Raw genomic sequence first — 21,738 nt, 5'->3', positions numbered from 1 at the left:
TGTGTCGTTCCTCAAAGGGCTGTGGGCGGACGGGGCTCACGCGCCGAGCGTGGCTCCGCCGTCCACGGTCAGGACGTGCAGAGTGATGTGCGCCGCGCGGTCGGAGAGCAGGAAGAGCACGGCTTCGGCGATGTCGGAGGTGCGGGCGAGCTTGCCCAGGGGGATGCCGACCTTGTAGGACTCCGGGCTGCCGGCGATGGTCTTGGCGGGTCCCTGCTCGTCCTCCCACAGGGAGGCGAGCATCGCGGTGTCGGTGGAGCCGGGAGCGACGACGTTGCAGCGGATGTTGTAGCGGGCGACTTCCAGGCCGAGCGACTTGGTGAGCATCGTGGCGGCGGCCTTGGAGGCCCCGTAGGCGGCCATCCCGGTCCGCGGGGTGCCGGACGCGTTGGAGGCCACCGTGACGATGGCTCCGCGGTTGTTCGGGACCATCCGGTTGACGGCGGCGCGCGACAGCCGGAAGACGCCGCTGACGTTGACCTCGAAGGTCTGCAGCCAGTCCTCGTCGCTGAAGTCGCGTACCTCGCCCGTGCGCAGGATGCCCGCCGTGTTGACGAGGAAGTCCAGCGGGCCGAGGTCGGCCTCGACCTGGTCGACGACCGCCTCCACCTGCTCGGTGCTGGTGACGTCGGCCGGGTAGGCGCGGGCGGTGAGCCCGTCGGCGGCCAGTTTCTCCACCGCCTCGCTCAGCCGTTTCGCGTCCAGGTCGACGGCTGCCACCGACGCGCCCTCTTCGGCGAGCCGACGGGCCACGGCCAGGCCGATACCTCCCGCGGCTCCCGTGACGAGGGCGACCTTGTTGTCCATGTCCCATCTCCCTGTTTGTTCAGGCCCGCCACTGAGACACCACGGCGTAGGCCTGGTGCGGATTGAGGCGGGGATCGCAGAAACTCGTGTACGTCTCGCCGACCCCGTCGAGGTGGCCGGCGCCGCTCGCGCATTCGGTGACCGGGTCGGGGGTCGTCTCCAGGTGCAGCCCGCCCGCGACGCCGCCTCCCCGGACCACCGCCTCCTGGAAGCCCCGTACCTCTTCGACGACGGTGTCGACGAGGCGGGTCTTGAGACCCCCGGGGGCCGTGACGGTGTTGCCGTGCATCGGGTCGGTGAGCCAGATCACCGGGTGGCCGGCCTGCCGCACCGCGTCCACCAGCTCGGGCAGCCGTTCGCCGACCTGGTCGGCGCCCATGCGCGCGATGAGGGTGAGGCGGCCCGCCTCGCGCCAGGGGTCGAGGCGCCGGCACAGCTCGATCAGCTCCTCCGGGTCCATCGAGGGGCCGACCTTGCAGGCCACCGGGTTGACCACGCCGGCGAGCGTGTCCACGTGGGCGCCGTCGATCTGCCGGGTGCGCTCGCCGATCCACGGGAAGTGGGTGGAGGTCAGCAGCGGGCTGCCCTCCTCGTCCCAGCGCAGCATGGGCAGTTCGTAGTCGAGGAGCAGTGCCTCGTGGCTGGTCCACACCGGCGGGCAGATCCCGGACCGGCGGGCCGGGTCCGTCCAGCCGAGATGGGCCATGGCCTGGGAGGCGGCCTCGTAGCCGGCCAGCAGCCGGTGCGGGTCGGGGATGCGCTCGGCGAGACTGGCCTCGGGCCCGTTGACCATGTGACCGCGGAACACCGGGAGTTCGATGCCGTCCACCAGCTCGGTGGGACGCGAGCGCGGCTTGCCGAACTGGCCGGCGAGGCGGCCGATCCGGACCACCGGCTTGTGGGTGATCATCTTGAGGGTGCCGGCGAGCAGGTCGAGGAGCGCGGACTTGCGGGCGATGTAGCCGGCATCGCACTCCGACGGGTCCTCGGCGCAGTCGCCGGCCTGGACGACGAACGCCTCGCCCACCGCGACGCGGGCGAGGTGGGAACGCAGCCGCCGCACGTCTCCGGCGTTGACCAGGGCCGGCCGCTCGGAGAGTTGTTCCCGTACCTTCGGCAATTCCGGGTTGTCGGCCCAATCCGGCTGTTGGCGAGCGGTCTCTTTTCTTACGGTAAGCGAAGCTGTAACCACAGGGAACTCCCAAGAAAGAACGGGCGTGGGGTGCTCGGGTGAATTGAGGGGCGGCGGAATATGGATACTGCGGCGATCGGCCGAAAGTAACCACGGGCCACGGCTCATTACGTCAGGTGAGGAGAGGGGCTGTTTACGTGGCGGCCGAGGGATTTTCGGATCCCGCCGCGGTCAGGAGGTGCGGCGCCGGGTCCTGTCCGGAACGTGCCGGGCGCCGTCCGCGGCGCCTTGCCGGTGTCGCGGCACCTGACAGACGGCGCACTCGGGGTTTCCCGATGCTGCCGTCCCGAACAGAATCCGACGCATGCATGCCGCCTATATCGAACAGCTCGGTCCCGCGGAGGTCATCCGCTTCGGTGAGCTCCCCGCCCCGCAGCCGGGGCCGTCCGACGTCCTCGTCGAGGTCGACGCGGTCTCCGTGAACCACGTCGACACCTTCGTCCGCTCGGGTGCCTGGCGCACCCCGCTCGACTTCCCCTTCGTCATCGGCCGCGACCTCGCCGGGACCGTGCTCCGCGCGGGACCCGCGGTCGCCCACCGCTTCGCCCCCGGCGACCGCGTCTGGTGCAACAGCCTCGGCCACGACGGCCGCCAGGGCGCCGCCTCCGAACTGGCCGTGGTCCCGGCCGAGCGCCTCTACCCGCTGCCCGAGGGGGTGGACCCGGTGGACGCGGTCGCCCTCGCCCATCCGGCCGTCACCGCCTACCTGGCCCTCTTCGACCAGGGCGACATCACCGCCGGCGACACCGTGCTGGTGGCCGGGGCCGCGGGCAACGTCGGCAGCGCGCTGGTCACCATGGCCGCGCACGCCGGGGCCCGGGTCATCGCCACGGCCTCCCCGCGCGACTTCGGCTACGTACGGGAGCTGGGCGCGGCCGAGGTCGTCGACTACAACGACCCCGACGTGCCGGGCCGGATCCGCGCGCTCGCCCCGGGCGGCGTCGACATCCACGTCGACACCTCGGCCCGCAACGACCTGGAGACGGCGGTGGACCTGCTCGCCAGCCGGGGCCGGATCGTGGTGCTCTCCGGGATGCGCACCCGCCCCGTGCTGCCCGTCGGGCCGCTCTACCTCAAGGACTGCTCGGTGCGCGGCTTCGCCATCTCGCACGCCACCGCGGGCCGGCTCGCCGCGGCCGCCGCCCACGTCAACACGCTGACGGCGGCAGGCCTGCTCAAGCCGCGCGGCACCGAGGTGCTGCCGCTGTCGGAGGCGGCCCGGGCCCACCAGCTGCTGGACGACGGCAAGGTGACGGGAAAGCTCGTCCTGCGCGTCAAGAGCTGACCCGTTTTCCCCGGCCTGGCCCGGAATTCCGTACGGGAATTCAGTCGACGGCGCCGCGGCATTCCGTCGCGGCGCCGCTTCGGCATGCCCGAAACGGTGCGGTAAATGCGCTGTCGGGATTCCGTTTAAATACCTGACGGATCCACCGGGGGGCCATTGAACGCCGAATGTGCGGGCAGCAGTATTTCGGCCATGACGAACTCCATCATCGACTCGACCCCGCTTTTCGAGGTCCGCGCGGACATTCCCGTCGCGGCCTCCGCCCAGGAGATCTACGACGTCGTCAGCAACCTGACCCGGAGCGGCGAATGGAGCCCGGAGTGCCAGGGCGGCGAGTGGATCTCCGGTGAGCCCTCCAGCGTTGGCGCGGTGTTCCGCGGCGAGAACCTGCGCGCCGAGGACGTCGTCGGCTGGGCCCCGCTGATCCGCGGCACCTGGTACACCGAGGCCCGCATCACGGCGGCCGAACCCGGCCGCACCTTCCGCTGGATGATGCTGACGCACGCGCAGGAGGACCAGGAGTCCATCTGGGGCTTCGACATCGAGCCGGCGGAGCAGGGCTCCGGTTCGGTCCTCGTCCACCACTTCCGGATGGGCAAGGCGACCGCCGGCATCCACAAGATCGTGGCCGACCTGGACGAGGTCCAGCGCAAGCAGTTCATCACCGACTGGACCGAGAAGCTCGAGCAGGACCTCGACGCCACCCTCGGCCGCATCCGCGACGTCGTCGAAGGCCGCTGACCCCCCGCCGCCGCCTTCCCGCCCCCGCCCCCCCCGCGCTTCCCCCCCGCTTCCCCCCCCGCTTCCCCCCCCCGCTTCCCCCCCCCCGCTTCCCCCTTCCCCGTTTCCCCCTTCCCCCCGTTTCCCCGCTTTCCCCTTCCCGTTTTCCGCCCGCCTGGCCGCCGGCACCGGCCGTCCCCCGACCGGTGCCGGCCGCTCCCGTAGGCCGGCGAAGACAACTCTTGAGAGAACGAGGCCATGCTTCTCCAGCGCATAGGAAACAAGGGCATCCGGCTGGGTACGCTCTTCGACCGAGCGGCTGCCCGGACCCCCGCGGGTCTCGTGGTCATGGACCACGACCTGGACATCGCCCCGCAGCTGGGGCGCCGTGCGACCTTCACCGAACTCGCCGATCTGATCGACGACTTCGCCTCCCGGCTGTGGTCGGTCGGCGTCCGTCCCAACCACCACGTCGTCGTGCACAAGTCCGACGGCTTCGACATCTCCCTGCTGGCCTGCGCGATCGCCCGGATCGGCGCCGTCCCGGCCCTGCTGTCCCCGAAGCTCGACGGTGAGACCGTCGCGGTCCTGGTCAAGCGCATCGACCGGCCCTTCCTCATCACCGACCAGGACAAGCTGGAGCACCACCTGCCGGTCGAGATCCTGGACATCACGGCCAAGGTGCTGCTGACTTCGGGCACCTTCGACGGGACCGTGGCGCTGGCCTCGCTCGCCGGTGCGACCCGTGTCCCGGCCATCCCGATGCCGGCGGACCACCCCACCCTGATCACGCACACGTCCGGCACCACCGGCACCCCGAAGCTCGCCGTGCACACCGGCTTCACCTTCGAGTCCCGCTACCGTCCGCAGGCCACCGTCTTCTCGGCCGTCAGCAAGCGCGAACCCGTCGCCGTGCACGTCTCGTTCGTGCACTCCCGGATGTTCACGGCCATGCCGATCTCGATCCTCCAGGGACACACCCTCATCGTCCTGCGGGAGGACGACCCCGAGACCGTCGCCGACATCTTCGCCCAGGCCCCGCCCGGCTTCATCGAGGCCCACCCCAACACCTTCCTGCGCTGGGAGGCCCTGGCCGACGACCCGCGCGGCCCGCTGGCGAACGTCAAGTACTTCAGCTCGACCTTCGACGCGATCCACCCGCGCACCGTCTCGATCCTGCTCAACGCCACCAAGCGGAGCAACCCGCTCTTCGCCCAGGCCTACGGCCAGAGCGAGGTGGGCCCCATCGCGGCGCGCACCTACACCCGCAAGGGCGGCGCGGACTTCGACGGCCGCTGCGTGGGATCGCCGTTCCCCGGCATGACCAACGTCCGTGTCGTCAGCCGCGACGGCAATCCCGTCACCAAGACGAACCCCGGCTTCATCGAGATCAAGTCCGACGGCCGCATCATCACCTACCTCTCCGAGCACGAGCGCTGGGAGAAGCAGGTCAACGACGGCTGGTGGCGGATGGGCGACCTCGGCTACCGCACCAAGTGGGGCTGCCTGCACCTCCTCGACCGCGAGGTCGACGAGATCCCCGGCATCGGCTCCACGCTGGAGATCGAGGACAAGCTCTTCAGCCGGCTGCACGAGCTGATCGAGGTCATCATCATCCCCGGCTCCGACGGCGTCCCGGTGCCGGTGGTCTGCACGCGCGACGACAAGCCGCTCGACGTGATCGCGTGGAAGTCCGCCGTCATCGGCCTGCCGCACATGGCCGACCCGGTCCAGTGGCGCCTCGAGGACGTCCCGCAGACCTCCACCACCAAGATCAAGCGCCTTGAGCTGGCCCGCCTGGTCGCGGCCTCCGCCGCGGAGTAGTCCCCGTACGGGCCCCGCGCGGCCCGCCGCCGCATCCACGGGCGTACCCGCCCCACAGCATCGGAGAAAACGCATGAGCACCTCATCCGTCGAGATCTGCGTCATCGGCGCCGGTCCCCGCGGGCTGTCCGTCGTCGAGCGACTGATCGCCAACGAACGCCAGCGCCCCTCGCACGACTCGGTCGCCCTCCACGTCGTGGACCCCTCCGCGCCCGGCGCCGGCCAGGTCTGGCGCTCCGGTCAGTCCCGCCACCTGCTGATGAACACCGTCGCCTGCCAGATCACCGTCTACACCGACGAGAGCTGCACGATCGAGGGCCCCATCGAGCCCGGCCCGAGCCTCTACGAGTGGGCCAAGTCCCTCTCCGTGCTCGGCCAGTTCGGCGACTACGACGAGGGCACCCTCGCCGAGGCCGCCGCCCTGGGCCCGGACACCTACCCCACCCGCGCCTTCTACGGCAGCTACCTCGGCGAGTGCTTCCAGCGCGCCGTCGTCGGGGCGCCCCAGCACGTGACGGTCCACGTCCACGGCTCCCGCGCGGTCGCCATCGCCGACACCCAGGGCATGCCCGGCGGCCCGCAGGGCGTCCGCCTGGAGGACGGCACCCGCCTGAACAACCTGGACGCGATCATCCTGGCCCAGGGCCACGTCCCGGCCCGCCTGACCCCGCGCGAGGCCCGCACGGCCTCGCTCGCCCGCATCCACTACCTGACGTACCTGACCCCGGGGAACCCGGCCGACGCCGACCTCGCGCGGATCGAGCCCGGCCAGTCGGTGATCCTGCGCGGCCTCGGTCTGAACTTCTTCGACTACATGTCGCTGTTCAGCCACGGCCGCGGCGGCACCTTCGTCCGCGGCGAGGACGGCAAGCTCACGTACCAGCCCTCCGGGAAGGAACCGCGGCTCTACGCCTTCTCCCGGCGCGGGATCCCCTTCCAGGCCCGCGGTGACAACGAGAAGGGCGCGTACGGCCGTTACTACCCCAAGCTGCTGACCCCGGCCTACATCGAGGGCCTGCGCGAGCGCGCCGACGACGGGGGTTCGGTCACCTTCAACGCCGACCTGTGGCCCTTCATCTCACGGGAGGTCGAGAGCGTCTACTACGGAGCGCTGCTCACCGCGGAGGGCCGGGAGGAGGAGCGCGAGACCTTCATCCGGCGCTACCTCGAACGGGAGGAGGCCGCCGACCGGGTCGCCCTGGTCGCCGAGTACGGCATCCCCGAGGAGCGGTACTGGAGCTGGGAGAAGCTCTCCGTCCCCTACGGCGACACCGAGTTCGCCGACCGTGGCGCCTTCCGGAAGTGGCTGGTCGAGTACCTCGCGGCCGATGTGGTCGCCGCGCGCCAGGGAAACCTGACCGGCCCGCTCAAGTCGGCCCTCGACGTCCTGCGCGACCTGCGCAACGAGGTCCGCCTCGCCGTCGACCACGGCGGTCTGGACGGCGACTCGCACCGCGACGACCTCGAAGGCTGGTACACCCCGCTCAACGGCTTCCTCTCCATCGGCCCGCCGGCCACCCGCATCGAGGAGATGATCGCCCTGATCGAGGCGGGCATCCTCACCCTCACCGGCCCCGGCACCCAGGTCCGCATCGACCCCGACACGCAGACGTACCAGGCCGTGTCCAGCACCGTTCCGGGCGCCGTGATCAAGGCGCAGGTCCTCATCGAGGCCCGGCTGCCCGAGCCCGACCTGCGGCGCACGGCCGACCCGCTGCTCCAGCACCTGCTGGACACCGACCAGGCCAAGCCGTACGTCATCACCGGCGGCCAGGGCGGCTACCAGACCGGCGGTCTCGCGGTCACCGAGCGCCCGTACCGGCTCATCGACGCCCGCGGCACGGCCCACCCGCGCCGGTTCGCGTACGGAGTGCCCACCGAGTCCGTCCACTGGGTCACCGCCGCCGGCATCCGGCCCGGCGTGGACTCCGTGACCCTCGGGGACTCCGACGCCATCGCCCGCGCCGTGCTGGCCCTGCCGCCCGTCGCGCACGCACCCGCGGGGATCCGCCCCATCAGCAGGGAGGCAGCCGACGACCAGCTGCCCGGTGTGATCGTATGACCGAGCCCTCTGAGGGGGCCCACCTGGAGGACGCCGGCCTGCTCTCACCCGTGCGGGCCGGCACCCCGGCCGAGGCGGCCGTCGGCGACCGGGCATGGCTCCAGGCCATGCTCGACGCCGAGGCCGCCCTGGCCCGGGCCCAGGCGGAACTCGGCACCCTGCCGAAGGCCGCCGCGGACACCATCACCGAGACCGCCCGGGCCGGGAACTTCGACCTCCGGGCCCTCGCCCTCGCCGCGCGGGAGACCGCCAACCCGGTCGTCGGCCTGGTCCAGGCGCTCACCGCGGCCGTCCGCCGACGCGACCCGCAGGCCGCGGAGTACGTCCACCGCGGTTCCACCAGCCAGGACATCTTCGACACCGGTGCCATGCTGGTGGCCGCGCGGACCCTGCGCCTGGTCCGCGCCGACCTGGCGCGCACCGCGCGGGCCCTGGCAGTCCTGGCCGGCGCCCACCGCGACACCCCGATGCCCGGCCGCACCCTGGCCCTGCACGCCGTGCCCACCACGTTCGGCCTCAAGGCCGCCGGCTGGCGCCGCCTCGTCCTCGACGCCGACGCCCGGCTGGCCCGCCTCCTCGAAGACGGCCTGCCCGTCTCCCTCGGCGGGGCGGCCGGCACCCTCGCCGGGTACCTGGAGTACGCCGACATCGACCGCCCCGAAGGGGCTGACGACGGCGAACACCCCTACCTGGACCGGCTCGTCGACGCCTTCGCCGGCGAGACCGGACTCGCCCGCCCCGTCCTGCCCTGGCACGCGCTGCGCACCCCGATGGCCGACCTCGCCGCCGCGCTGGCCTTCACCGCCGGAGCCCTCGGCAAGATCGCCGTCGACGTGCAGTCACTGACCCGCACCGAGGTCGGCGAAGTCACCGAGCCGACCACCGCCGGACGCGGCAGCTCCTCCGCGATGCCGCACAAGCGCAACCCCGTACTCGCCACCCTGATCCGCGCCGCGGCCCTCCAGGTCCCGGTGATCGCCGCCGGTCTGACGCAGTGCCTGGTCACCGAGGACGAGCGCTCCGGGGGCGTCTGGCACGCCGAATGGCAGCTGCTGCGCGAAGCCCTGCGGCTGACCGGCGGAGCGGCGCACACCGCGGTCGAGCTGGCCGAGGGCCTGGAGGTCCGGGCCGCGAGGATGCGCGAGAACCTCGACCTCACCGGCGGCCAGATCGTCTCCGAGCGCATCGCCGCCAGGCTTGCCCCGCTGCTCGGCAAGGCCGCCGCGAAGCAGCTGCTCAGCGACGCCTCGGCCGCCGCCGCGGCGAACGGGCAGACCCTGGGCGCCGTACTGGCACAACTGCCGGGGCACGGGCTCGACACCGCCGCCGTCGCCCGGCTGTGCGACCCGGCCGGCTACCTCGGCGCGGCGGGCGCCCTCGTCGACCGCGCCCTGGCCGACGTACAGCCGGTGGGGCGTCGCTGAACGCCGTGCCCCACCCCAACCGCCCGAGAACCAAGGGAGAACAGGTCAGATGAGTGCGACGAGATCAGCCAAGGGACGCTGGATCGAGGACTGGGACGCCGAGGACGAGCAGTACTGGGAGCGCGGCGGCAAGCGCATCGCACGCCGCAACCTCTTTCTGTCCGTAGCCTCCGAACACATCGGCTTCTCCATCTGGAGCATGTGGTCGGTCCTCGTCCTGTTCATGACGCCCGAGATCGGCCTCGGTTTCGCGCCCGACGAGAAGTTCCTCCTCGTCGTCACCCCCACCCTCGTCGGCGCCCTCCTGCGCCCGCCGTACAGCTGGGCCGTCACCCGCTTCGGCGGCCGCAACTGGACCGTCTTCGCCTCGGCGATCCTGCTCGTCCCCACCCTGGCGACCGTCTGGTTCATCCAGCAGCCCGGCACCCCGCTGTGGGTGTTCCTGCTGATCAGTGCGGTCGGCGGGGTCGGCGGCGGCAACTTCGCCTCCTCCATGACCAACATCACCAGCTTCTTCCCCCGCCGCCAGCAGGGCTGGGCCCTCGGCCTCAACGCCGGCGGCGGCAACCTCGGCGTCGCGGCGGTCCAGCTGCTCGGCCTGCTCGTCATCTCCACCGTCGGCGACACCCACCCGGCCTACGTCGCCGCCGTCTACCTGCCGCTCATCGTGCTCATCTCCCTGCTGTGCGCGGTGAAGATGGACAACATCGCCGCCGTCCGGGCCGAGCCGGGCGCCCAGCGCCAGGCCCTCGCCCACCACGACACCTGGTGGATCTCCCTCCTCTACGTCGGCACCTTCGGCTCCTTCATCGGCTACGGCTTCGCCTTCGGGCTGGTCCTGCAGACGCAGTTCGGCTCCACCCCGCTCCAGGCCGCCTCGTACACCTTCCTCGGCCCCCTGCTCGGCTCCTTCTCCCGCCCCTTCGGCGGCTGGCTCGCCGACAAGTTCGGCGGCGCCCGCGTCACCCTGCTCACCTTCGCGGGCATGGGCGCCGGAACCGCGGTCCTCCTCGTGGCCTCGGCGCGGAACTCCCTGCCGATCTTCATCGCCGGATTCACCGCGCTGTTCGTCCTCAGCGGCATCGGCAACGGCTCCACGTACAAGCTGATCCCCACCGCCTTCGCCCGCGACGCCGAAGCCCGCATCGTCGCCGGCGGCGACGCCACCCAGGCCTTCGCCACCGCACGCAAGCTGTCCGGCGCCGCCGTCGGCATCGCCGGAGCGGTCGGGGCGCTGGGCGGAGTCGCCGTCAACCTGGCCTTCCGCGGCTCCTACAGCGGCGGCGCGAGCGACGGCACGGCCGCGTTCCTGTCCTTCCTCGGCTACTACGCCGTCTGCGCCCTCGTCACCTGGGTCGTCTACGTCCGCCGCGAGCGAGCCGGCGCCGCCGCGGCCCGGGCCACCGCCGGCGCCCCCGCCGAACCCCGACGCGCGGAGTCCGTCCATGCGTGACACCGAGCACGTGCCGGCGCCGCCCCGCCAGGTGGCGACGCACTGCCCCTACTGCGCCCTCCAGTGCGGCACCCGGCTCAGCGCCGTCCCGGGCCCCGCCGGCGGGCCGCCCGCGCACGCGGCCACCGTCGAGCCCGACCCCGACTTCCCCGTCAACCGGGGCGGCCTGTGCCAGAAGGGCTGGACCGCCCCCGCCCTGCTCGGCACACCCGACCGGCTCCGCACCCCGCTGGTCCGCGACGCCTCCGGGACGCTGCGCCCCACCGGCTGGGACACCGCCCTCGACACGGTCGCCGCCTCCCTCGCCCGGCTCCGCGCCGAGCACGGCCCCGACGCCGTGGGCGTCTTCGGCGGCGGCGGCCTCACCAACGAAAAGGCCTACCTGCTCGGCAAGTTCGCCCGCGTCGCCCTCGGCACGAGCCAGATCGACTACAACGGCCGCTTCTGCATGTCGTCGGCCGCCGCCGCCGGGAACGCCGCCTTCGGCCTCGACCGCGGACTCCCCTTCCCCGTCACCGACCTCGGCTCCGCCGACACCGTCCTCCTCGCCGGCGCCAACCCCGCCGAGACGATGCCCCCGCTGATGCGGCACCTCACCGCCGCCCGGCTGATCGTCATCGACCCGCGCCGCACCCCCACCGCCGAGCGCGCCGCCCTGCACCTCCAGCCGCGCCCCGGCACCGACCTCGCCCTCGCCCTGGGCCTGTTCCACATCCTCGTCGTCGAGGGCCACACCGACCGGGCGTACGTCGACCGGCGCACCGACGGCTTCGACGCCGCGTGGAAGCGCGCCGCCTCCTGGTGGCCCGAGCGCGTCGAGAAGGTCACCGGCGTACCGGTCAGCGACCAGCGCGAAGCCGTCCGGCTGCTCGCCGCCGCCCCCCGCGCGTACGTCCTCACCGGGCGCGGCGCCGAGCAGCACAGCAAGGGCACCGACACCGTCGCCGCCTTCATCAACGTGGCCCTCGCCCTCGGCCTGCCCGGCCGCGAGGGCAGCGGCTACGGCTGCCTCACCGGCCAGGGCAACGGCCAGGGCGGCCGCGAGCACGGCCAGAAGGCCGACCAGCTGCCCGGCTACCGCATGATCACCGACCCGGCCGCCCGCGCCCACGTGGCCCGGGTCTGGGGCATCGACCCGGCCGCCCTCCCCGGGCCGGGCCGCAGCGCCTACGAACTCCTCGACGCCCTCGGCACCGAGACCGGCCCCCGCGCCCTCCTCGTCTTCGGCGCCAACCCGGTGGTGTCCGCGCCCCGTTCCGCGCGGGTCGCCGCCCGGCTGGCCTCGCTCGACCTGCTCGTCGTCGCCGACTTCGTGCCCTCCGAGACCGCCCGCATGGCTGATGTGGTGCTTCCCGTCACCCAGTGGGCCGAGGAGGAGGGCACCATGACCAACCTCGAAGGCCGCGTCCTGCGCCGCCGCCGGCTCCTCGACCCGCCCCCCGGGACCCGTTCCGACCTCGACGTCCTGCGGTCCCTCGCCACCAGACTGGGCGACCTGCCCGAGCGCTACCCGACCGAACCGCGGGCCGTCTTCGAGGAGCTGCGGAAGGCTTCGGCCGGCGGCCCCGCCGACTACTCGGGCATCAGCTACGAGCGGCTCGACGCGGGGGAGGCCCTGCACTGGCCCTGCCCCCGGACTCCTGCCCCCGCCGATGCCGATGCCGACGCCGAAGAACACCCCGGCACCCCGCGGCTCTTCCTTGAGCGGTTCGCCCACCCCGACGGGCGCGCCCGCTTCGCCGACGTCGAGCACCGCCCACCCGCCGAGGAGACGCACGCCGAGCATCCCCTGTACGCCACCACCGGGCGGGTACTGGCCCAGTACCAGTCCGGCGCGCAGACCCGCCGGGTGCCCCAGCTGACGGCCGCCGCCCCGGAGACGCACGTCGAGGTGCACCCCGACACCGCGGCCCGCGCGGGCCTCACCGACGGCGGCCACGCCCGGGTGACCTCGGCCCGCGGTTCCACCCTGGCCCGGGTCCGCCTCGACCCGACGCTGCGCACCGACACGGTCTTCCTGCCGTTCCACTTCCCCGGCGAGGGCCGGGCCAACCTGCTCACCAACGACGCGCTCGACCCCCGCAGCCGGATGCCCGAGTTCAAGGTCTGCGCGGTCCGCCTCACACCCGTCACCACCGACCCGCTCCCGGCCGGGGCGGTCCTGCCCGACACGGCCGCGATCCCCGAGGGGGCCCGATCATGACCACGACCGGGCCCGGCACCCGCCCGGCCGACCCGATCCTCGTCATCGGCAACGGACCGGCCGCCCACCAGTTCGTCGACCGGCTGCGGCACGCCGGCTGCCAGGACCCCGTCACGGTCCTGGGCGCCGAAGACGTCCCCGCCTACCACCGGGCGCTGCTCACCTCCGCCCTCGACGGGAGCCTCCCGCCCGCGGCGATGGAACTTCCCCCGCCGCCCGGCGACACCCGTGTCCACACCGGTGCCTGCGCCGTCCGCATCGACCGCGCCGGCCGCCGGGTGCACACCGCCGACGGGCAGGCCTTCCCGTACCGCCGGCTGGTCCTGGCGACCGGCGCGACCCCGCTGCTGCCGGACCTGCCCGGCCTGCGCACCTCCGGCGGAGCCCAGGCCACGGGCGTCGCCACGCTCCGTACGCTCGCCGACTGCGCCCGCCTCACCGATCCGTCGGCCGTGGCCGCACGGACCCCCGTGACCGTCCTGGGCGCCGGATCCCTCGGCATGGAGGCGGCGTTCGCGCTGGCCGCCAAGGGCCGGCCGGTCACCCTCGTCCACCCCGGCCCCTGGCCCATGGACCACCTGCTCGACCGGACCGCCGGGGCCCTCGTCACCGACCGCCTCACGGCCGCCGGAGTCGAGGTCGTCACCGGCCAGGAGGCCACCGGCTACGCACCCGGCTCCCTCACCGTCGCCGACGGCCGCACCCTCCCCGTCGCCACCCTCCTGGTCTGCACCGGCGTCCTGCCCGAGACCGGGCTGGCCCGCGCCGCGGGCCTGAGCGTCCGCACCGGCATCGTCGTCGACGACCGCCTGCGCACCGACGACCCGCTGATCCACGCACTGGGCGACTGCGCCGAGCACCGCGGCCGCCGCGGCGGCTCCCTGGCGTCCGGCTGGGCGCAGGCCGAAGCCCTGGCCCGCCATCTCGCCACCGGCGAACGCGGCGTGGCCGCCGCCCGCCGTGTGCTGCGTCCCCGTATCGCGGGCCCCGGCCTCGTCGTCCTCGGCATCCCGGGCAGCACCCCCGCCGAGGAGGCGGTCACCCTCAACGACCCCGCGAACTCCCGCTACGCCCGCCTGGAGCTCACCGGCGAGCGCATCGTCGCCGGAGTGCTGCTCGGCTTCGACCGGGCCATCGCCACCGCCACCGAGCTGTACGTCCACGACCTGCCCGTCCCCCGTGACCGGCTGAGCCTGCTGCTGGGCCGCGCCCCCCGGGTGGCCAAGGCCGGGCCCACCGAGATGTGCCCCGGCACCGTCGTGTGCCTGTGCAACAACGTCACGCACCAGGACCTCACCGAGGCCTGGCACGCCGGCTCGCGCGGGCTCCCCGAACTCGCCGCCGCCACCCGCGCCACCACGGGCTGTGGCGGCTGCACCCGCCAGGTGGAGGCGATCTGTGTCTCCCTGGCGGCCAGTAACGCTGCCACGACCGGCAGTTGAACCACGTGCGTACTCAAAGGACGGCACCGCATGACCCACCGCACCCTCGTCGTCATCGGCCACGGAATGACCGGCCACCGCCTGGTCGAGGAGGTCCGCTCCCGTGACCGGGACGGCACCTGGAAGGTGGTGGTCCTCGGCGCCGAGAGCCACCCCGCCTACGACCGGGTCAGACTCTCGTCCGCCCTGGACCGCGTGCCCCCCGCCGCGCTGAGCCTGGTGAAACCAGAACTGTACGAAGACGCCCTGGTGGAGTTCCGTCACTCCACCAGGGCTGTCGGCATTGACCGGGCGGCCCGCACCGTGGCCCTGGAGGACGGGGAGCACCTCGCCTACGACGTCCTCGTCCTCGCCACCGGCTCCGTGCCCTTCGTCCCGCCCGTGCCCGGCCGGGACCTGCCCGGAGCCTGCGTGTACCGCACCCTCGACGACCTCGAAACGATCCGTGAGGCCGCCGCCCGCACCACCACAGGGGTGGTGATCGGCGGCGGCCTGCTCGGTCTGGAGGCCGCGAACGGCCTGCGGTCGCTGGGACTCTCCCCGCACGTCGTGGAGATGGCACCGCGGCTGATGCCGGTCCAGGTCGACGAGGGCGGCGGACGGGTGCTCGACCGGCTCGTCGGCCGCCTCGGCGTGACCACCCACCTGGGCGTCGTGACCAGCCACATCGAGGCGGGCCCGGACGGCCGGGTGGCACGCCTGGTGTTCGCGGACGGCACGTCCGTCGAGACCGGCCTCGTCGTCTTCTCCGCCGGAGTCCGGCCCGCCGACTCCCTCGCCGAGCCCGCCGGCCTCCCGCGCGGGGAGCGCGGCGGGTTCCTCGTCGACGACCACTGCCGCACGCCCGACCCGGCCGTCTGGGCCATCGGCGAGTGCGCGGCCGTGGAGGGCCGCTGCTACGGCCTGGTCGCCCCCGGGTACCGGATGGCGGAGGCCGTGGCCGGCCAGCTCCTCGGCGACGGCCCGACCCGCTTCCCGGGCGCCGACATGTCCACCAAGCTCAAGCTGATGGGCGTGGACGTCGCCTCCTTCGGCGACGCCCACGCGCAGACACCGGGAGCGCTGGAGTTCGTACGGGAATCCGCGGGCGGCGACGTGTACGCGAAGCTCGTCCTCGACTCGGAGGGCGACAGCCTGCTCGGCGGGATCCTCGCCGGGGACGCCGCCGCCTATCCGCTGCTGCGCTCCCTGCTGGGCCGTGAACTCCCCGACTCCGCCGAGGCCCTGCTCGCAAGCTCCTGACGCAGGACGCCAACGGCGAGGGCCCCTACCCGATCGGGTAGGGGCCCTCGCCGTCGGCGTCGGTCCTGACGGCGGACCGTCAGACTCCGGCGGTCTCCGGCGCGCGCTCGGCCGAGGCGGCCGGAGCCGCCTGCTGCTCGGGCTTCTTCAGGCCCAGGGCGATCAGCGCGGTGATGACGATGCCGGCGGCGGCGATGAAGACCGCCGTGCGCAGACCGTCGGTGGTGGCGGTGCGGAGCGCCTCACCGGTCTGGCCCTCCAGACCGGAGTTGGCGATGGCGACCAGGACGGCGAGGCCGACGGCGCCACCGATCTGCTGGGTGGTGGAGGCGACACCGGAGGCGATGCCCTGGTCCTCGGGGGCGACGCCGATCGCGGCGGCACCGAACATCAGGGTGTAGCCGGCGCCCTGGCCCAGGCCCATGATGATCAGGCCGGGGACGAGGATCCAGTACGAGGCGTCGGTCGCCATGGTGAAGCCGAGGATCGCGGTGCCGACGACGCCGATGACCATCGCGGCGACCATGATGGCGCGGATGCCGTGCTTGGTGGCGAGGCCACCAGCGGTCTGGGCGCCGATGGCGATGGCGACCATCGGGACCAGGAAGGCGATACCGGTGCCCAGCGGGCTGTAGCCGTGGACGCCCTGGAAGTAGACGGTGAGGAAGTACAGCAGGGTGCCGAAGGTGGCCATGTAGAAGAAGGTCACGCCGACGGCGGTGGTGAGGTTGCGGTTCTTGAAGAGGGTCAGCGGCAGCAGCGGGTCGGCGGAGTTCTTCTCGATGACGAAGAAGGCGACGAGGAGGACCACACCGAGGGCGAGGGCGCCGAGGACGGTGGAGGAGGCCCAGCCGGACTCGGGACCCTGGACGAGGGCGAAGACGACAGCGGTGATACCGATGGTGGAGGTCAGCGCGCCCAGCAGGTCGAAGCTACGGCCGCTGCTGTTCTTGGTGTCGGGCTTGATGAGCGGGAAGGCCAGCAGCATCGCGATGCCGGCCAGCGGCACGTTGACGTAGAAGACGGACTCCCAGCCGAAGGACTCGGTGAGCACGCCGCCGAGCAGCGAGCCGACGATCATGCCGCTGCCGCCGGCGGTGCCCCAGACGGCGAAGGCGCGGTTGCGCTCCTTGCCCTCCGCGAAGCTGGTGGAGACCAGGGTGAGGGTGGCCGGGAAGAGGAAGGCGCCGCCGATGCCCTGGATCGCGCGGGCCGCGATGAGCACCTCCGGCGAGGTGGCGAGACCGCCGAGGAGCGAGGAGCCGGCGTACAGGCCGAGCCCGAGGACGAACATGCGCCGCGGGCCGAACAGGTCGCAGGCACGGCCGCCGAGGAGGAGGAATCCGCCGAAGGCGACGGCGTAGGCGCTGACGACCCACTGGAGGGTCTGGGCGGAGAAGCCGAGCCCGGAACCGATGTCCGGGAGGGCCACGTAGACGATGTTGTAGTCGATGGAGATGATCAGCTGGGCGAAGGCCAGCAGGGCCAGTGTCAGGCCGAGGCGCTTGCGGCGGCCGTCCTGGGCGATGGGGGTCGAGGACATGGTGTCTGCGTCTCCGGGGTGTCGGATCGGGGGAACTGCGGAGGATGGTGCGGTGCCGGACGCCGGGGGTGAGCCCCCGTGTCGGGGGCTCGGCGCCCGGCGGTGGCGAGTTCTGGTCAGGAAGCCAGTTCGTGGGTCACCTGGTCGGCCAGCCGACGGGCCAGCTCGAGGCGCTTGATCTTGGCGGTGGCCGTCCGCGGAAGCTCGTTCAGCTTCATCTGGATCGGATCGGCCATGTCCGACTGGTCCGCGATGGCGCGGCTCCAGCGGGCGAGGTCCAGCGGTGCGTCGTCCTTGGTGCAGACGACGGGCACCGGCTCCTGCTTCGGGCCCGGCACGATGATGAGCTCGGTGAGCTCGGGCAGCCGGTGCAGGACGGTGTCCTCCACCTCGAGGGTGGAGTGGATGGTCGGGATCTGGTCGACCTCGCGGTCGAGCAGGTGCAGGCAGCCCCACTTGGTGCGGTAGCCGACGTCGCCGCCGCGCCACCAGTCGCCGTCGAGCTGCTTCTCGAAGCGCTCGCCCTCGCCGTAGTAGGTCAGGGCGCGGCCGGCGGTCTGCACGTCGATGTAGCCGGGGTTCTCGCGGGAGGGCTTCTTGCCGTTGCGGGGCACCAGGCGGTACTTGGTGATGCCCGGGGTCGAGTAGCCCTGGCAGCGGCCGTCGGCCTTCATGACGGTCTTGCGGGTGTACGGGCGGGCCACCAGGGGGCCGCACTCGCTCTGGCCGTAGACCTGGAGGAAGACCGGGTTCGTACGCTCCGAGGCGCGCAGGAACTTGTCCATCGTGCCGGGGTGGATGGCGTCGAAGGTGCTGTTGTAGAAGCGGACCGTGGAGAACGGCTTGCGCGGGTCGTCGAGGATCGACTCGCACTCCAGGAAGGAGTTGGGGTGCGTCTCGAAGACGCCGGGACGGTACTTGGCCATCGCGTCGGCGACCTTGCCGGGCTCGGCGTCGTCCAGGAACACCATCGGCTTGTTGCGCAGCATCATCGCGGCGATGCCGGGGTACATGCGCGAGTGCACGTAGCTGACGTGCATCAGGATCGGCTCACGCTGGCGCAGCAGGCTGACGACCTTGTCCTGCCAGCGGTAGCGCGATCCGATGGAACGGGCGGAGTGCACCACGAGCTTCGGGATGCCGGTGGTCCCCGAGGTGTGCGTCATGATCGCGTGCGAGTCGGGGTGCAGGGTCACCGGCGCACGCTCGGGGGCGCCGGCCAGGTCGCCCAGGGTGATGGCCCCCTCGACCGGTTCGGTGACGGAGATGACCCGCGCGGTGAGCTCGTCCAGCGGAGAACCGGCCAGCGAGCCGAGCAGCTTGGCGGCGTCCGTCAGGAGGGTGGGGGAGGGCAGACGCTGGAGCAGCGCGTTGATGGTCTCCCCGTCCAGGTGGGCGGAGAGCATCACGGGGACGGCGCCGACGCGGGCCGTCGCACAGGCGAAGAGCGTGATGTCGAAATTGTTGGTCTTGTGGATGACGACGTGGTCGCTCGGCCGGACACCGGTCGCCCACAGGCGGTTGGCCATTTCGGCGATCAGCTCGGCGAAGTGGCTGACCGTCAGGACCTGGCCGACCTCCGGGAGGGCGTCCATGACGCGGTCGAGCGTAATGGTATTGGCGCCGAACTGGGCGGCGGCCTCCTCGGCCACCAGGCCGAGGTAGAGCGGCGTCTTGTTCTTGGGAATCCGGGGCATGTATTCACGTTCGCACCGGCGGTCCGCGGGCCCAACAGCAGCACTTTCACTGTGTCAGCTCGACGGAATCAAGTCACCGGCCACGGCCTGAACCCGTAGGTGGCGCACAGGGAAAAGCCCGAAGCGGGAATCCCGCTTCGGGCTTTTCTCCACGTGCCGGTGCCGCGCCGGACTACTTGGCGAGCCCCTGCTTGATCGCCGCGGCGATCTCCATCGTGCGCACGGTCTGGTAGCCGACCGCCGCCATGTTGTCCTCGGTCACGTTCTGCGCGAGGTGGCCGGGGACGGCCTGCAGGCCGGACGTGGCGCTCACGCCGTACGGGTTGCCGTTGCTCGGCGCGAGCAGGATCGGGTCGGTGACGCCCGGAGGCACGATGATCGCGCCCCAGTGGTAGAAGACGTTCGACAGCGACAGGATGGTCGACTCCTGGCCGCCGTGCTGCGTGCCCGTCGAGGTGAACGAGGACATGGCCTTGTTCTTCAGACCGGCCCGGGCGTGCAGCTCGAAGGTCTGGTCGATGAAGTGCTTGAGCGGGCCGGCCATCGCGCCGTAGCGTCCGGGGGTTCCCCAGATGACCGCGTCGGCCCAGTCCAGGTCGTCGATGGTGGCGATCTCCACCTCGCGGCTGCTGCCGCCGGTGTGCTCCTCGTACGCCTCCGTCCACGCGGTGTAGTTGGGCGCGAGGGTGGTCTCCTGGATCTCGGCCACGCGGCGCAGCCGGACCTGGGCACCGGCCTTCTCCGCGGCCTCGGCGGCGGCCACCGCGAGCTTGTGGATGTTTCCGGTGGCGGAGTAATAGACGATGGCGACATTGGTCATGGGCTTTTCATTCTCTCTTCGTTCGGAATGCGGGATTGCGGGACGTCAGGGCTTCGCGGTCTCGCGGTCGATGCCCGGCGGATTGTCGATCGCGTAGCGCCAGACGCCGTCGGCGCCGCGGCGCACCACGTCCGTGGCCGTGCCCTCGTGGTGTACGGAAGTCCCGTCCGGTTTGGCGCCCTTGATCAGGTAGTCGCACAACAGCAGTGCCAGATCGCCGTATTCGTAGCAGTGCCGCACCGAGAGCTTCATCGGAATCCCGAGTGCCAGGAAACTCGCGGTCGCGGCGCGCCGGCCGTCCCCGGTCACCACCTCGCCCGGGGTGAGGACACGTACCGCCTCCGGCTCGAAGAGGTGGTCGATGGCTTCCAGGTCGCGTGCGTTGAAGGCACGCAGGAAGGCGTTGGGAAGTTCCGACGGCTCGGTGACGGGCGCGGTGACAGACGCGGTCATCGTGGCTCCTGATGAGGGGGGTGAAGTCCAATGGGAAGGGGATGGGTGAGCGGGGGGAGGGAGGTGCGGGGCGGCCGCGGGCGGAGCGGCGCGTGGGGCCCCGGCAGGGTGCTACTCGACGGCGATGCCGCGGGACCCTTCCGGCCGTACCGGCTCGGCGGGCAGCCGGTCCAGGGTGATCCCGAAGTGCTTGTGGTAGGCCTCGAACACCTCGATGTCGTCGCTGAGGTGCTCCACCAGGACCTCGTCGTGCACGCGCCGGGTCAGGGTCCGGCCCTTCAGCGTGACGCGGCCCTCGACCGTGGGCAGGGAGCAGAACACGTCCTGGAGGAACGGCGAGTCGGGGCAGGTGCGGAACCACCACAGCGACGGCCTGAACTCGGCCAGCTCACGGGCCCGTCCGTCCACCCGGTACATCGGCTCGCCGTCCCGGATCAGGTCGAACTCGCCCTGGTCCGGCGACCCGAAGCGGAAGGCGCCGTCCGGGTCGTACTGCACGGCCTCGGTGCCCAGCAGCAGCGGCCGCCGCGGGTTGCGGCGGAAGCCGACGTCCACGAGGTACGCGTCGCCCGCCACGGTCACGCGCAGCGCCAGGTGGCCCAGCGGAGCGCCCAGCCCGTCGGGGCGGCGGACCCGCGCCGAGAGGATCTCCACCTGGTAGCCGAGCGCCTCCAGGAGGAGCCCGAAGGCCGGGTTCACCTCGTAGCAGGCGCCGCCGCGTCCCTGGTGCACGATCTTCTCGACGACCCGCTCGTCCAGGTGGACTTCCTGCCCCAGGTGGTAGTCGAGGTTCTCGAACGGGACGGTGAGGACGTGCCGTTCGGTCAACTCGGCCAGCGCCGCGAGGTTCGCCTCGGCGGGGCGCGAGGCCCCGATCCGCGCCAGGTAGGCCGTGGCCAGTACGTCGGAGATCACCGGGCGTCCAGGGTCTTCATGACGGAGGCGACCTCGAGGGTGCGGCGCGCCTGGAAGGCGGCGGCCTCCAGGTTCTCCTCCGGGACCTGGCCCGGGTTGCCGCCGACGACGGCGGAGGCACCGTACGGGTTGCCGTTCTTCGGCTTGTACAGGACCGGGTCCACCGATCCGGTGGAGACGATGACCGAGCCCCAGTGGGTGATCGCGTTGTGCAGGGCGAGGATCGCGGAGACCTGGCCGCCGTGCGCCGCGGAGCCCGAAGCGAAGGCGGAGACCGCCTTGTTGAGGAGCTTGCCCTCGATGGACAGCTTGGAGGTGGAGTTGATGAAGTGCATCAGCTGCGGGGCGGCGAGCCCGAAGTGCACCGGCGTGCCGAGCAGGATGCCATCGGCCCACTCCAGGTCCGCCAGGGTGGCCACGGGTATGTCCTGGGTGGCGTCCTGGTGGCCGGCCGCACCCTCGCGGCTCGCGGCCTCACCGTTCGGCGCGATCTCCGCGATGCGCAGCAGACGGACCTCCGCGCCGGCCTTCTCGGCCCCCTCGGCGGCGGCCTCGGCCAGCTTGTGCGTGGAGCCGGTGGACGAGTAGTAGATGACAGCGATGTTCGTCATGACGTGTGGAACTCCCTTTCGACCGCCCCCGCTCAGATCCGGACT

The 21,738-nt window shown here is 72.3% G+C and carries 17 protein-coding genes; 9 read left to right on the top strand and 8 right to left on the bottom strand.

Annotated features, from left to right (window positions below):
* Positions 1-36: 36 nt before the first annotated feature.
* Entirely contained in the window at positions 37-807 is a 771-nt protein-coding gene (locus OG447_RS29910) for a 2,3-dihydro-2,3-dihydroxybenzoate dehydrogenase (protein WP_266940585.1), read from the bottom strand.
* A 19-nt stretch (positions 808-826) separates the two neighbouring features.
* On the bottom strand, positions 827-1,999 hold the full coding sequence (locus OG447_RS29905) for a 3-deoxy-7-phosphoheptulonate synthase (RefSeq protein ID WP_266940583.1): 1,173 nt from the start codon (positions 1,997-1,999) through the stop codon (positions 827-829).
* A 304-nt stretch (positions 2,000-2,303) separates the two neighbouring features.
* On the opposite strand from OG447_RS29905, the gene OG447_RS29900 reads away from it, so the two are divergent.
* The 9 genes from OG447_RS29900 to OG447_RS29860 all read left to right on the top strand — a co-directional run bounded on the left by OG447_RS29900 (position 2,304) and on the right by OG447_RS29860 (position 15,654).
* Positions 2,304-3,284 carry an NADPH:quinone reductase gene (locus OG447_RS29900; protein ID WP_266940581.1) on the top strand — a complete coding sequence of 327 codons (981 nt, stop codon included), beginning with the start codon at positions 2,304-2,306 and terminating at the stop codon, positions 3,282-3,284.
* 192 nt (positions 3,285-3,476) lie between these two features.
* Positions 3,477-4,025: an SRPBCC family protein gene (locus tag OG447_RS29895; RefSeq protein ID WP_266940579.1), complete on the top strand. Its 549-nt coding sequence runs from the start codon at positions 3,477-3,479 to the stop codon at positions 4,023-4,025.
* A gap of 237 nt (positions 4,026-4,262) precedes the next feature.
* A complete protein-coding gene (locus OG447_RS29890; RefSeq protein WP_266940577.1) occupies positions 4,263-5,828 on the top strand; it encodes a class I adenylate-forming enzyme family protein in 1,566 nt (521 codons plus the stop codon).
* A 73-nt stretch (positions 5,829-5,901) separates the two neighbouring features.
* Positions 5,902-7,890, top strand: a complete 1,989-nt coding sequence (locus tag OG447_RS29885) for an FAD/NAD(P)-binding domain-containing protein (protein ID WP_266940575.1) — start codon at positions 5,902-5,904, stop codon at positions 7,888-7,890.
* Positions 7,887-9,314 (top strand): 3-carboxy-cis,cis-muconate cycloisomerase, encoded by a 1,428-nt coding sequence (gene pcaB / locus OG447_RS29880; RefSeq protein ID WP_266940573.1) that lies wholly within the window; start codon positions 7,887-7,889, stop codon positions 9,312-9,314. Before OG447_RS29885 ends, pcaB begins: the two co-directional genes overlap by 4 nt.
* A gap of 49 nt (positions 9,315-9,363) precedes the next feature.
* Positions 9,364-10,767: an MFS transporter gene (locus tag OG447_RS29875; RefSeq protein WP_266940571.1), complete on the top strand. Its 1,404-nt coding sequence runs from the start codon at positions 9,364-9,366 to the stop codon at positions 10,765-10,767.
* The gene (locus tag OG447_RS29870) at positions 10,760-12,970 is read left to right on the top strand and encodes a molybdopterin oxidoreductase family protein (RefSeq protein ID WP_266940569.1); all 2,211 of its coding nucleotides are present in this window, start codon (positions 10,760-10,762) and stop codon (positions 12,968-12,970) included. The genes OG447_RS29875 and OG447_RS29870 overlap by 8 nt, the downstream gene beginning before the upstream one ends.
* A complete protein-coding gene (locus tag OG447_RS29865; protein ID WP_266940567.1) occupies positions 12,967-14,412 on the top strand; it encodes an FAD-dependent oxidoreductase in 1,446 nt (481 codons plus the stop codon). The genes OG447_RS29870 and OG447_RS29865 overlap by 4 nt, the downstream gene beginning before the upstream one ends.
* A 30-nt stretch (positions 14,413-14,442) precedes the next feature.
* A complete protein-coding gene (locus OG447_RS29860) occupies positions 14,443-15,654 on the top strand; it encodes an NAD(P)/FAD-dependent oxidoreductase (protein WP_266940565.1) in 1,212 nt (403 codons plus the stop codon).
* Positions 15,655-15,733: 79 nt separating this feature from the next.
* On the opposite strand, the gene OG447_RS29855 is transcribed toward OG447_RS29860, so the two are convergent.
* The 6 genes from OG447_RS29855 to OG447_RS29830 all read right to left on the bottom strand — a co-directional run bounded on the left by OG447_RS29855 (position 15,734) and on the right by OG447_RS29830 (position 21,693).
* Complete coding sequence (locus OG447_RS29855; RefSeq protein ID WP_266940563.1) at positions 15,734-17,197, bottom strand: MFS transporter; 1,464 nt, start codon at positions 17,195-17,197, stop codon at positions 15,734-15,736.
* A 116-nt stretch (positions 17,198-17,313) separates the two neighbouring features.
* On the bottom strand, positions 17,314-18,894 hold the full coding sequence (locus tag OG447_RS29850) for a class I adenylate-forming enzyme family protein (RefSeq protein WP_266940561.1): 1,581 nt from the start codon (positions 18,892-18,894) through the stop codon (positions 17,314-17,316).
* 172 nt (positions 18,895-19,066) lie between these two features.
* Entirely contained in the window at positions 19,067-19,714 is a 648-nt protein-coding gene (locus tag OG447_RS29845; protein ID WP_266940559.1) for an NAD(P)H-dependent oxidoreductase, read from the bottom strand.
* Between the two features lie 45 nt (positions 19,715-19,759).
* Positions 19,760-20,167, bottom strand: coding sequence for a DUF4440 domain-containing protein (locus OG447_RS29840; protein WP_266940557.1), 408 nt, complete (start codon positions 20,165-20,167; stop codon positions 19,760-19,762).
* A 111-nt stretch (positions 20,168-20,278) separates the two neighbouring features.
* Positions 20,279-21,082, bottom strand: coding sequence for an arylamine N-acetyltransferase (locus OG447_RS29835; RefSeq protein ID WP_266940556.1), 804 nt, complete (start codon positions 21,080-21,082; stop codon positions 20,279-20,281).
* Positions 21,079-21,693, bottom strand: a complete 615-nt coding sequence (locus tag OG447_RS29830; RefSeq protein ID WP_266940555.1) for an NAD(P)H-dependent oxidoreductase — start codon at positions 21,691-21,693, stop codon at positions 21,079-21,081. Before OG447_RS29830 ends, OG447_RS29835 begins: the two co-directional genes overlap by 4 nt.
* Positions 21,694-21,738 lie beyond the last annotated feature (45 nt).

Source organism: Streptomyces sp. NBC_01408 (genome assembly GCF_026340255.1).
In the GTDB taxonomy this organism is placed as follows: domain Bacteria; phylum Actinomycetota; class Actinomycetes; order Streptomycetales; family Streptomycetaceae; genus Streptomyces.
The sequence above is the reverse complement of the archived record's forward strand: the minus strand, read 5'-3'. Positions and strand labels throughout refer to the sequence as shown.